We start from the raw sequence: 12,364 nt of genomic DNA on the forward strand, positions 1-12,364 counted from the left end.
AGTAATATTAATCCGTTGCCCCGGGGACACCCGATCCAGAGACACCTGCTCATCAGGCTAGCTGGCGGCAGAATCCTTCCCGGCAGGCTTGTGCCTAACCCCGGACAGTCCCGTCATCACCCCGCAGCAGAACGCCTCAGAGGTGGATCATGCGCCCGTAGGCATCCAGGGCCGCCTCGTGCATGGCCTCGCTCATGGTCGGGTGCGGATAGACCGTGCCGTGCAGGTCTTCCTCGGTCGCTTCCATGGTGATGGCGGTGACATAGCCCTGGATCATCTCGGTGACCTCGGCGCCGATCATGTGCGCGCCGATCAGGGCACCGGTCCTGGCGTCAAAGATCACCTTGACGAAGCCCTCGGTCTCGCCCGCCGCAATGGCCTTGCCGTTCACCTTGAAGGGGAAGCGGCCGATCTTCACCTCGCGCCTGTCTGCCCTCGCCTGCTGCTCGGTAATGCCGACCGAGGCCACCTGGGGCTGGGCATAGGTGCAGCCCGCAATGGGCGAATGCACGTTCGGGGTCTTGAAGCCTGCAATGTGCTCGGCGGCGTGGATGCCTTCGTGCGAGGCCTTGTGCGCCAGCCAAGGTGCGCCCGCGCAGTCGCCGATGGCGTAGAGGCCCTGCACATTGGTCTTGCAGTGCGCATCGGTCTTGATGTGGCCGCGGTCCATCTCGACGCCGAGCGCCTCCAGCCCGATACCGTCGGTGTTGGCGGTGATGCCAACCGCCGAGATGCACACCTCGGCCTCCAGCGTCTCGGTCTTGCCGCCGGTTTCGATGGCGACCTTGACGCCCGACTTGTCCTTGCTGACCTTCGTGACCTTGGCCCCGACGCGGAACTTCATGCCACGCTTCTCGAAGGCCTTCTGCGCTGCCTTCGAGACTTCCTCGTCCTCGACCGGCATGATGCGCTCGACCGCTTCCACCACCGTCACCTCACAGCCCAGCGCGCGATAGAAGCTGCCGAACTCGATGCCGATGGCGCCAGAGCCGATCACCACGATGGACTTCGGCAGGGCCTTCGGCGTCATGGCCTCGCGATAGGCCCAGATGCGCTCGCCATCCGCTTCCAGCCCGATCTGCGGCAGGGCACGCGCGCGCGCGCCAACCGCCAGCATGACGGCCTTGGCCTGCACCGTGCGCGACTTGCCGTCATGAAGGGCGATCACGACCTTCGGGGCACCCTGCCCTTTCTCCAGCCTGGCGTTGCCCTCGATCACCTCGATCCCGTTCTTCTTCATCAGGTAGCCGACGCCCTGATTGAGCTGCTTGGCCACGCCGCGCGAGCGCGCGATGATCGCCTCGAAGTCGAAGGCCGCCTTGTCGACGGACAGGCCATAGTCCTTCAGGTGGCTGAGAGACTCGAACTTCTCCCCGGACTTCAGCAGAGCCTTGGTGGGAATGCAGCCCCAGTTCAGGCAGATGCCGCCCAGCTTCTCGCGCTCGACGATGGCGACCTTCTGGCCTAGCTGGCTGGCGCGGATGGCCGCCACATAGCCGCCCGGCCCCGAGCCGATAACGATCAGATCAAAGTCAGCCACGCTCAAGTCCTCACGCCAGCATCGTCACGGGGTTTTCGATCATGGGCTTGAAGGCCTGAAGGAAGCGCGCGCCGACGGCTCCATCCACCACCCTGTGATCGCAGGTCAGGGTGACGGTCATCACCGTGGCGATCTCGAGCCTGTCACCACGCACCACGGGGCGCTTCTCGCCCGCGCCCACGCTCATGATCGCGCCCTGAGGCTCGTTGATGATCGAGGCGAACGACCTGATGCCGAACATACCGAGGTTCGAGATGGAAAAGGTGCCGCCCTGGAACTCATCGGGCTTGAGCTTGCGCTCGCGGGCACGCCTGGCCAGATCCTTGGCCTCCTCGGCGATCTCCGCGAGAGACTTGGTTTCGGCCTTGCGGATGATCGGGGTGATCAGCCCCCCTTCAATCGCCACCGCCATGGCGATGTCAGCGTGATGGTGCATGGCCAGCCCCTCGGGCGAATAGCTGGCGTTGGCCTCAGGCACGGCCTTCAGCGCCATGGCCGCAGCCTTGATCACCATGTCGTTGACCGAGACCTTGATGCCGCGCGGCTCGAGCAGCGCATTGATCTGGGCGCGCGCTGCCAGCAGGCCGTCGATCTCGCAGTCGATGGTGAGCGGGAAGTGCGGCACGTCGCGGAACGAGTCCGTCATGCGCCGGGCAATGGCTTTCCTCATGCCGTCCAACGGCACCAGATCGTAGGTGCCATCGGGGATGCCCATCTGGGCCAGGGACTGGACCTTGCGCGGCGCACCGCCCTCGGCCGGGCTCTCAGCGGATCGGGCTGACGCGGGCGCGCCCGAGGCCGCTGCCTCGACATCACGCTTCACGATGCGACCGTGCGGACCCGTGCCCTCGATGCTGGCCAGATCGAGGCCAGACTGACTGGCCAGACGCCGCGCCAGGGGCGATGCACGAAGGCGCCTGCCCGACGCGGTTTCGCCCTTCGCAGACTTCGAAGCGCCCGTCCGGGGTTCAGCACTGACCTTCTCGTCCTGAGCATTAGCATCAGCTTTTTCGGCCGCTGCCTTGTTGGTGCTCGGTTTTTTGTCGTCAGCGGCGCCAGCCTTTGCCTCAACGGGAGAGGGCGCGGGCACGGCATCGTCACCGGACAGGCGCGCAATGGGTGTGTTTACCTTCACGCCCTCCGAGCCTTCGGCCACGAGAATCTCCAGAACCTCGCCCTCGTCGACCGCCTCGACCTCCATGGTCGCCTTGTCGGTCTCGATCTCGGCGATCACGTCACCGGCAGACACCTGATCGCCCACCTTGACGTGCCACTTGGCAAGGGTGCCCTCCTCCATGGTGGGAGAGAGCGCAGGCATCAGGATGTCGGTCATTGGCCGTTCTCCGGCGCGCCGGGCTCGCCCATCTTGCGCATGGACTCGTTGGCCTCGGCAAAACCCTCAAGCAGGGAACGCAGAGCCTCGTCGCGCTTGTGCCCGTGCTTGGCCTCTAGCCCGCTGGCATAGTGCCAGGCCAGCTCGGCCATGATCATGCCGAACAGCTTGGGATCGGTGACGGCGGGACGTAGGATCATCTGAGGGCCCTGATCGGCCCACCATATGCGCACCAGCTCGGTGATGCGGTCCCTGGCCTCGGCCTTCAGAACCTCGTCAGGGATCGGCAGGGCAAACTCTTCGACGCTCATTGGCAGACTTCCTTCACCGCCTTGACGATGCGCTCCACGGACGGCAGCGACAGGGCTTCGAGATTGGCAGCATAGGGCAGCGGCACGTCTTCCTGGTGCACGCGCAGCGGCGGGGCATCGAGATAATCGAAGGCGTGCTCGATCACGCGCGCAACCACCTCGGCACCCACGCCCATCGGGCCCCAGCCCTCTTCGGCCGAGACCAGACGGTTCGTCTTCTTCACGCTCTCCACGATGGTCTCGTGATCGAGGGGGCGAAGGGTGCGAAGGTCGATGACCTCGGCCTCGATGCCCTCACCGGCCAGCAGTTCGGCGGCCTTGAGCGACAGCCCCACCATACGCGAGTGACAGGTGATGGTCACGTCCGTACCTTCGCGCCGCACCTTGGCCTTGCCGATGGGCACGATCCAGTCCTCGCCCTCGGGCGTGGCGGGATCGGGAATGTCGAACTCCACGCCATACATCATCTCGTGCTCGAGGAAGACGATGGGGTTGGGATCGCGGATCGCCGCCTTCAGCAGGCCCTTGGCATCGGCGGCGTCATAGGGCGCAATCACCTTGAGGCCCGGCACCTGGGCATACCAGGCCGAATAGTCCTGGCTGTGCTGGGCCGCCACGCGCGCCGCAGCCCCATTGGGACCGCGGAACACCACCGGACAGCGGATCTGGCCGCCCGACATATAGAGCGTCTTGGCCGCAGAGTTTATGATGTGGTCGATGGCCTGCATGCCGAAGTTCCAGGTCATGAACTCGACGATGGGCTTCAGCCCCGCCATGGCCGCGCCCACGCCCAGCCCGGCAAAGCCGTGCTCGGTGATCGGGGTATCGACCACGCGGCGCTCGCCGAACTCCTGCAGCAGCTCGCGGCTGACCTTGTAGGCCCCCTGATACTGGGCCACTTCCTCGCCCATCAGAAAGACGTTCTCGTCGCGGCGCATTTCCTCGGCCATGGCGTCGCGCAGGGCGTCGCGCACGGTGATCTTGACCAGCTTCGCATTGGCGGGGATTTCGGGGTCTTTCAGAGCCGCCTTCTGCGTCACGGGCGCAGGCCCCTCGCCTTCGCTTCTCGCCTCGGCCGCCTCCGGTGCCTTCTTTTCGGGATCGCCCGCCTTGTCGGCCTCAGGGGCCTCCCTGCCGGCGTCGTCGCCCTTGGCAGGCGCGGCATCGTCGCCGGACAGGCGCGCGATGGGGGTGTTGACCTTCACGCCCTCGGAGCCTTCAGCCACGAGGATTTCCAGCACCTCGCCCTCGTCGACCGCCTCGACCTCCATGGTCGCCTTGTCGGTCTCGATCTCGGCAATCACGTCACCGGCCGATACCGTGTCGCCCTTCTTGATGTGCCACTTGGAGAGCGTGCCTTCCTCCATGGTGGGAGACAGGGCAGGCATGAGAATATCGGTCAAGGCTCAGGCCTCCACATAGACATCGGTGTAAAGCTCGGACGGATCGGGCTCCGGGCTTTCCTGGGCGAACTTGACGGAGTCGGCCACGATGGCCTTGATCTCGTCGTCTATGGCCTTGATCTCGGCCTCGGACGCCTTGGCCTCGGCCAGCATGGCACGGATCAGGTCGATGGGATCGCGGGTCTTCTTGACCTCGTCCACCTCTTCCTTGGTGCGGTACTTGGCCGGGTCGGACATGGAGTGTCCGCGATAGCGATAGGTCTTGACCTCGAGGATGAACGGGCCGCCACCCTCGCGCGCGCGCTTGACCGCACGGGCCACGGCGTCGCGCACCTCAAGCACGTTCATGCCGTCCACCTGCTCACCAGGAATGCCGAAGCTGGCACCGCGCTGGCTGAGATCGGTCGTGGACGAGGCCCTCTCGATGGAGGTGCCCATGGCGTACTGGTTGTTCTCGATCAGATAGATGGCCGGCAGCTTCCACAGCTGGGCCATGTTGAAGCTCTCATAGACCTGGCCCTGATTGGCCGCGCCATCGCCGAAATAGATGAAGGCGACATTGTCATTGCCGCGATAGGTGTTGGCAAAGGCGAGGCCTGTGCCAAGGCTCACCTGGGCCCCGACGATGCCATGCCCGCCGTAAAAGCCGGTGGGCACATCGAACATGTGCATCGAGCCGCCCTTGCCCTTGGACGAGCCGCCGATGCGCCCGGTCAGCTCGGCCATCACCTCGCGCGGGTCCATCCCCGCTGCCAGCATGTGACCGTGGTCACGATAGCCGGTGATGATCTGGTCGCCCTGCTTGACGTTGGCCTGCACGCCCACGGCCACGGCTTCCTGACCGATGTAGAGGTGGCAGAATCCCCCGATCAGGCCCATGCCGTAGAGCTGTCCGGCACGCTCCTCGAAGCGGCGGATCAGCAGCATCTCGCGATAGTAGCCGAGCAGTTCCTGCTTGGAGGCAGCGGCCGCGCCGCCCGCCTTCTTAGAAGCGGTCTTTGACGATGTCTTGGCGGCACCTGGCGCCATCCGGTTCCCTCCGGCTGGCTGTCGATCCGGCAAGGGGCCGGTCGCGCAGCGTTCTTGTCGTTACGGAAGTGGGGCTTTAGCAGCCCTTGACCAAGGTGCCAAAGCGAACCGGCGCGATTGTAACGAAATTTCAGCCAGGCGTGTGGACGCGGATCACCACGTCGCGCGGATCGCCGTACCCAAGAAGAACGCGCGCGCGCTCTTCAAGCAGGTCGCGAGAGAGACTCTCGTTGCGCAAATAGCGGGCCCGGACCTGAAGCGATGCCTTCTGGGCCGTCAGAGTGGACAGCTCGGCCTCGCGCTCGCGGAGCATGGCCTCGCGCTCGGCGCCGCTCAGAAGGCCCCGCTCGCCCGTCATCGCCTGAACCCCGAAATAGAGGATCAGCAGGAAAATCAATGCGGTCGTCGCAAAAGGACGCATCCGGTCTACCAGCACGAAAATCACCACGCACGCTCCTTCTGAGCGTCAGAACCGATGTCTCAGCTATGGCGTGAAAATGCCTAATTAATCGTAGCTTGACCTTATGCGCAGTGACGGCCCGATAACCGTGACAGCGGCGGCGTTGGCCCTGTTCGACCTGGCCTATTCGATCAGCATGGAGGCACCGGCATACAGCCCGCGATCGCCCAGTATCTCCTCGATGCGAAGAAGCTGATTGTATTTGGCCGTGCGGTCAGAGCGCGCCAGCGAGCCGGTCTTGATCTGACCGCAGTTGGTCGCCACGGCCAGGTCCGCGATGGTGGCGTCCTCGGTCTCGCCCGAGCGGTGACTCATCACCGCCGTATAGCCCGCGCGGTGGGCCATATCGACCGCATCCAGAGTCTCGGAAAGCGTGCCGATCTGGTTGACCTTGACCAGGATCGAGTTGGCCAGGCCCTCGCCGATGCCTGCGGCAAGGCGCGCAGGGTTGGTCACGAACAGGTCATCGCCGACCAGCTGGATCTTCTCGCCTAGGCGCTCGGTCAGCAGACGCCAGCCCTCCAGATCGTCCTCGGCACAGCCGTCTTCGATGGAGACGATCGGAAAGCGCGCGCACAGCCCGGCCAGATAGTCGACCATGCCCGCCTGATCGAGAGACTTGCCTTCACCTTCAAGAACATAGCGGCCATCCTTGAAGAACTCGGTCGAGGCAACATCCAGCGCCAGGTGAAAGTCCTCGCCCGCCTCGTAACCGGCCGCCTTGCCCGCCGCGACCACAAAGGCCAGCGCTTCCTCTGCCGACGACAGATTGGGCGCAAAGCCGCCTTCGTCACCGACGTTGGTGTTGTGGCCCGCATCCTTGAGCTTGCTGCGCAGGGCGTGGAAGATTTCGGCCCCCATGCGCAGACCTTCGGAAAAGCTGTCGGCTCCGGTCGGCAGGATCATGAACTCCTGGATGTCGATGGGATTGTCCGCATGGGCACCGCCATTGATGATGTTCATCATCGGGGTGGGCAGAACGCGCGCCGACACGCCGCCGACATAGCGATAGAGCGGCAGATCGGCGCTGATGGCGCTGGCCTTGGCGCACGCCAGACTGACGCCCAGAATGGCATTGGCCCCGAGGCGACTCTTGTTCTCGGTGCCGTCGAGGGTGATCAGCGCCTGATCGATGCCGCGCTGGTCCTCGGCATCCATGCCGCACAGGGCATCGAAAATCTCGCCGTTGACCGCATCGACCGCATCGCCCACGCCCTTGCCCAGCCAGCGCGACTTGTCGCCGTCACGCCGCTCCACCGCCTCATGCGCTCCGGTGGATGCGCCCGAGGGCACGGCAGCGCGCCCGAAGCTGCCGTCATCGAGCACCACATCGACCTCGATCGTCGGGTTGCCCCGGCTGTCGAGAATCTGGCGCGCGGAGATGTCGGCGATGTCGGTCATGGCGGGTATCCGTGAAAAATGGCACCAGGCGGTGGCGCGGTCAGGTCTGGTGCGGCTTTAGCGTAAGGCCCGCCACCCGTCATCCCTTTCGGCAACAAGCGATCAGGCGCAGCCCTCGACGTAGAGAATGCTGGGCGTGCCCGCGTGGATCAGGCTCACACGGCCCTCGGCATTGACCTCGTAACGATAGCCGCGCGCGTCGGGCGAGGACGGACCGGCACTGGTCCAGACGTCGATGTACTGCGCAGGGGCCTCGACATATTTGTGCGGCAGCGTTTCGGCGCGCGAGCCGAGGGTCTCCAGAACCCGAGCGGCTTCATCGCCCAGACCGATGTCGTCTGCGGTGCGCACGGGACTTTCGCGGATCAGGGTGATGCGCGTGACGCGATCATTCTCCAGCATCACCAGCACGTTCTCGGGGGCACTGGCCGGGCGGCCATAGGTGCAGACCATGGGATCGTTTACCGCCGACGCCTCGGGCGGCAGGGCCCCGACAGCGCGCTCGAGATCGTCGCGGCTCATGCCGATGCGAATCTCGCCCAGGCCCTCAGGCGTCAGGGTGTTCGCATCGGCTGATTCGGCAGGCGGAGCGTCCGGGGCGGGGCCTGGGGCAGGCTCCGGCTGGCCGCAAGCTGTCAGCAGCAGGGCCGAGCCCGCCATCGCACCGAGTGCGCGCCCGAGGATATGCCCGTTGAAACCGTGAGGGGTCATGTCGCAGCCTTTCGTGTTCAGGCCCAGACTAGACCCGCACGCCGCCCATATCACCCCCAAAGGTGTGACGCGCGATGCGCCGCGGCACACATGCGAAAACGGCGCGTCTGCACGCTTGCAGACACGCCGCTTGATATCGCCGGGACATCGAAGTCCCGAGACGCTCCTGAAAGACCTAGTCTTCCTTGGGCGTCAGAACCTGGCGACCGCGATAGGTGCCGCTCTTCAGGTCGATGTGGTGCGGGCGCTTCAGCTCGCCCGTGTCCTTGTCCTCGGTGTAGCTGTTCGAGCCGAGGGCGTGGTGCGAGCGGCGCATGTTGCGGCGCGACGGGGATACTTTTCGCTTGGGAACGGCCATGTCCGTCTCTTTTTTCTTTGGCAGCGGTGCGTCAGCGCACGAAAGCGCCCCGACGTGAAAACAGTTGCGGCGGCCCCGCAAGGGAGCCGCCACGCGAGCGCGGGCTTATGCCGCAAGGTCGGACAAAACGCAAGGGGGCTTGAAGGCCCCGCACGCGCGGCTCAGTTCCTCGGCGGCGTTATGTTGATGCGCATGTTCTGCCCCGCCAGTACCTGCGTGCGACGGCGACCTGACTGTCCCGTGCCGGCGTCGGCATGGATGTCCCAGCAGCCGGCCGAAACCGTGAAGCGATAGCTGCGACCCGAAGGGATCACCGTGCCGCTGGGCAGGCGGTTCAGGCCATAGCTGGACATGTTGCACGCCGAGATCAGCACCTCACGCAAGGTGCGGCCCGAGACATTGACGATCTCGATGGAACCGACGGGCTCTCCGGGCCGGATCAGCGGCCCGCCGGTCACGAGATCAGCACAGCCCGTCAGGGCCAGACCTGCTGCCGCGACGGCCCCAAGAGCTGCGGTGCGCATGACGTGACGCGAGCCAGACTTGATGAATCCCATCGATCTTCCCTCCAATTGGATGCCGGAGAGAATGTCGCCCGGGCGCACCAGCGTATGCCCCCTGAACGGGGGGCTCAGACGAGGCGGCTCTGAACCACCGCCGCGCCGATGAAGCTGGCAAACAGGGGATGCGGGGCAAAGGGTCGGCTTTTCAGCTCGGGGTGATACTGAACGGCAACGAACCACGGATGATCGGGGCGCTCGACCACCTCGGGAAGAATACCGTCGGGCGAGACACCGGTAATGTGCATCCCTGCCGCTTCCAGCCTGTCGCGATAGCCGATGTTGACCTCATAGCGATGGCGGTGGCGCTCGCTGATCTCGGTGCCGCCGTAGATCTCGGCCACGCGCGAGCCTGGCGTGAGCACGCCCTCATAGGCCCCAAGACGCATGGTCCCGCCCAGGTCGCCGCCCGCAGAGCGGCGCACCCGTGCATTGCCGCTGACCCATTCGGTCATGAGCCCGACCACGGGCTCGCGCGCAGGCCCGAACTCGCTCGATGACGCGTCCGCCAGACCCGCCAGATTGCGCGCAGTCTCGATCACCGCCATCTGCATGCCGAAACAGATGCCGAAGTAGGGAATGTTGCGCTCGCGGGCGAAGCGCACCGCCTCGATCTTTCCCTGGGCACCACGCTCGCCGAAGCCTCCGGGCACCAGCACCGCGTGGGCACCTTGCAGGCGGGCCTCGCAGGCTTCCCTATCGCCCGCGAAGGTATCCGCCTCCACCCAGTCGATGTTGACCTTAACGTTGTTGGCAACGCCGCCGTGATGCAGGGCCTCGATCAGCGATTTGTAGGCATCTTTCAGCACCGTGTACTTGCCGACCACGGCGACGGTGACCTCGCCATCGGGATGGAGCCTGCGCCGCACGATCTCCTCCCAGCGCGACAGGTCGGGCTCGGGCGCATCATGGATGCCGAAGTGGGCGAGAATCTCGCTGTCCAGCCCCTCGCGGTGATAGTCGAGCGGCACGGCGTAGATGTCGGCCGAATCCATCGCCTGAATGACGCCGCTCTCGCGCACATTGCAGAACAGGCCGATCTTGCGCTTCTCATCAGCGGGAATGGGCTGTTCACAGCGACACAGCAGGATGTCGGGCTGGATGCCGATGGAGCGCAACTCCTTGACCGAGTGCTGCGTCGGCTTGGTCTTCATCTCGCCCGCGGTCTTGATGAAGGGCAGCAAGGTCAGGTGCATGAAGCAGCTCTGCCCGCGCGGCAGGTCCTGTCCGAGCTGGCGGATGGCCTCGAAGAACGGCAGGCCTTCGATGTCGCCTACCGTGCCGCCGATCTCGACCAGCACGAAGTCCACCTCGCGCCCGTCCTCGCCCAGGGCGGGGTTCAGGACGAAGTTCTTGATCTCGTCCGTGACGTGCGGGATCACCTGAACGGTGGCACCCAGATAGTCGCCCCGCCGCTCCTTCTCGAGGATGGTGGAATAGATGCGACCCGTGGTGATGTTGTCCGAGCGCGCCGCCGACACGCCCGTGAAGCGCTCGTAGTGGCCCAGATCGAGATCGGTCTCCGCCCCGTCGTCGGTCACGAACACTTCCCCGTGCTGATAGGGGCTCATCGTGCCGGGATCGACGTTCAGATAGGGGTCCAGCTTGCGCAGACGCACCGAATAGCCGCGCGCTTGCAGCAACGCGCCAAGGGCGGCGGACGCGAGACCTTTTCCGAGTGAGGAAACCACGCCGCCGGTGATGAAAACGTACCGGGCCATGGGGGTTCACCTTAGCGCCGATTCGCGCTTCTCGCCTGCCAGAAGTCGTGTGACGGGCACCGGCGGCGTGGATAACCTGCCGCCGGTCTCGCCTGCGGTGTACGCCCTACTGCGCGGGCGGGGTGCCGAACGACTGCAGGTCGTCCAGCGTCGGGCCGGTCTGCTCGGCAGGCGGTGCCGGGGTCACGGGCTCGGGCGCTTCAGCAGGCGGCGGCGCATCCAGGTCGATCGTCCCGATCGTGCCGGCGTCCAGCAGCGAGCGGTCACCGCGCTGCATATTGCCCACGATGGTCAGCGAAATGGCGCAGATGAAGAACAGCACCGCCATGACCGCCGTCGAGCGCGACAGCAGATTGCCCGCACCGCGTGCCGTCATGAAGCCCGAGGGGCCGCCGCCCATGCCAAGCGCACCGCCCTCTGAGCGTTGCAGCAGGATGAGCCCGATCAGAATGACCGAGATGAGGATCTGGACGCCGAGAAGGATGGTCTGGAGCATGACACGACTGATATGCGGCGCAGGGCTGCGCGGTTCAAGCGCGCGGCTCTAGCACCCCGCGTCTCGCTTAGCAATAAAGCCCTGAACGGCGCGAGACGCGCGTCGCCCTGCCAAGAGCGGACAACCAGGGTGTCAGGCCGCCCGAATGATCCCGAGAAAGTCGCTGGCCTTAAGCGAGGCACCACCGACCAGCGCCCCGCCCACCTCCGGTACGCTCAAGGTCTCCGCGGCGTTCGACGGCTTGACCGAGCCACCATAGAGAATAGGCGCGCGATCCCCGCTGTCGCCCAGATGCCGGGCCAGCACGGCGCGGATGTGCGCGTGCATGGTGGCGATATCGGCAGGCTCGGCCACACGGCCCGTGCCGATGGCCCAGACCGGCTCGTAGGCGACAGCGAATGCCTGCCCTGCCAGTGCCTCCGGCAGCGAGGCGAGCAACTGGCGCTCCACGATCTGCTCGGCCTGCCCGGCCTCGCGCTCGGCCAGGGTCTCGCCCACGCAGATGATCGGCTCCAGCCCGGCCGACAGGGCCGCCCGCACCTTTGCCGCGACGAAGGCGTCCGTCTCGCCGTGCATGGCGCGCCGCTCCGAGTGGCCAAGAATTACCAGGCGCGCGCCTGCATCTGTCAGCATCTCGGCGGACACGTCGCCGGTATAGGCACCCTCGCGCTCTGCGTGACAGTCCTGCCCGCCGATCTCCACCGGCCCCGCCCCCAGCGCCTCCTTCATGCGCCAGATGAGCGTCGCGGGCGGGCACAGGGCCACACGAACCGCTGCGGGCGACTGGGCGAGCGCCTCGGCCACCGCTCTGGCCTCATCGAGGCTCTCGCCGGTGCCGTTCATTTTCCAGTTTCCGGCGATGATGCGGGTGGGTCCGGTCATGGTGCGTTTCCCTGAGCGCCTTTTGCGCCTCGCGCACGGTGCGCGGGCGTCATGATTATTGAGCCGCACGGTGGCACAAGCGCCCTTGCGGTCACGTCTCGCCCTCCCCTATACGGCTCAGACGGCATTTTCCAAGCCGCCGCATCATTCAGAGTCCGC

At 65.6% G+C, this 12,364-nt stretch carries 13 protein-coding genes; all 13 read right to left on the bottom strand.

The genetic code is table 11. The annotated features are described in order from the left end of the window. Positions 1–136: 136 nt before the first annotated feature. The 13 genes from lpdA to tpiA all read right to left on the bottom strand — a co-directional run bounded on the left by lpdA (position 137) and on the right by tpiA (position 12,205). Positions 137–1,540 carry a dihydrolipoyl dehydrogenase gene (gene lpdA, locus ACK4E3_RS01530; RefSeq protein ID WP_409695337.1) on the bottom strand — a complete coding sequence of 468 codons (1,404 nt, stop codon included), beginning with the start codon at positions 1,538–1,540 and terminating at the stop codon, positions 137–139. Positions 1,541–1,550: 10 nt separating this feature from the next. Continuing rightward, entirely contained in the window at positions 1,551–2,873 is a 1,323-nt protein-coding gene (locus tag ACK4E3_RS01535) for a pyruvate dehydrogenase complex dihydrolipoamide acetyltransferase (protein ID WP_409695341.1), read from the bottom strand. After that, on the bottom strand, positions 2,870–3,184 hold the full coding sequence (locus ACK4E3_RS01540) for a DUF5076 domain-containing protein (protein WP_409695344.1): 315 nt from the start codon (positions 3,182–3,184) through the stop codon (positions 2,870–2,872). The genes ACK4E3_RS01535 and ACK4E3_RS01540 overlap by 4 nt, the downstream gene beginning before the upstream one ends. Further along, on the bottom strand, positions 3,181–4,587 hold the full coding sequence (locus ACK4E3_RS01545) for a pyruvate dehydrogenase complex E1 component subunit beta (RefSeq protein ID WP_409695347.1): 1,407 nt from the start codon (positions 4,585–4,587) through the stop codon (positions 3,181–3,183). The genes ACK4E3_RS01540 and ACK4E3_RS01545 overlap by 4 nt, the downstream gene beginning before the upstream one ends. A 3-nt stretch (positions 4,588–4,590) precedes the next feature. After that, positions 4,591–5,616 carry a pyruvate dehydrogenase (acetyl-transferring) E1 component subunit alpha gene (pdhA, locus tag ACK4E3_RS01550; RefSeq protein ID WP_409695350.1) on the bottom strand — a complete coding sequence of 342 codons (1,026 nt, stop codon included), beginning with the start codon at positions 5,614–5,616 and terminating at the stop codon, positions 4,591–4,593. Positions 5,617–5,746: 130 nt separating this feature from the next. After that, positions 5,747–6,037, bottom strand: coding sequence for an FtsB family cell division protein (locus ACK4E3_RS01555; RefSeq protein WP_409700993.1), 291 nt, complete (start codon positions 6,035–6,037; stop codon positions 5,747–5,749). Between the two features lie 162 nt (positions 6,038–6,199). Continuing rightward, a complete protein-coding gene (gene eno / locus ACK4E3_RS01560) occupies positions 6,200–7,477 on the bottom strand; it encodes a phosphopyruvate hydratase (RefSeq protein ID WP_409695353.1) in 1,278 nt (425 codons plus the stop codon). 102 nt (positions 7,478–7,579) lie between these two features. Further along, positions 7,580–8,188 (bottom strand): hypothetical protein, encoded by a 609-nt coding sequence (locus ACK4E3_RS01565; protein WP_409695356.1) that lies wholly within the window; start codon positions 8,186–8,188, stop codon positions 7,580–7,582. 175 nt (positions 8,189–8,363) lie between these two features. After that, on the bottom strand, positions 8,364–8,546 hold the full coding sequence (rpmF, locus tag ACK4E3_RS01570; protein ID WP_409695359.1) for a 50S ribosomal protein L32: 183 nt from the start codon (positions 8,544–8,546) through the stop codon (positions 8,364–8,366). 161 nt (positions 8,547–8,707) lie between these two features. Further along, positions 8,708–9,103: a hypothetical protein gene (locus ACK4E3_RS01575; protein ID WP_409695362.1), complete on the bottom strand. Its 396-nt coding sequence runs from the start codon at positions 9,101–9,103 to the stop codon at positions 8,708–8,710. Between the two features lie 74 nt (positions 9,104–9,177). Then, the gene (locus ACK4E3_RS01580; RefSeq protein WP_409695365.1) at positions 9,178–10,827 is read right to left on the bottom strand and encodes a CTP synthase; all 1,650 of its coding nucleotides are present in this window, start codon (positions 10,825–10,827) and stop codon (positions 9,178–9,180) included. Between the two features lie 106 nt (positions 10,828–10,933). After that, on the bottom strand, positions 10,934–11,323 hold the full coding sequence (gene secG / locus ACK4E3_RS01585) for a preprotein translocase subunit SecG (RefSeq protein ID WP_409695368.1): 390 nt from the start codon (positions 11,321–11,323) through the stop codon (positions 10,934–10,936). A gap of 132 nt (positions 11,324–11,455) precedes the next feature. Further along, complete coding sequence (tpiA, locus tag ACK4E3_RS01590; RefSeq protein ID WP_409695371.1) at positions 11,456–12,205, bottom strand: triose-phosphate isomerase; 750 nt, start codon at positions 12,203–12,205, stop codon at positions 11,456–11,458. Between the last annotated feature and the right edge of the window lie 159 nt (positions 12,206–12,364).

The sequence above is a fragment of the Brevundimonas sp. genome, assembly GCF_046299595.1.
Lineage (GTDB): Bacteria > Pseudomonadota > Alphaproteobacteria > Caulobacterales > Caulobacteraceae > Brevundimonas.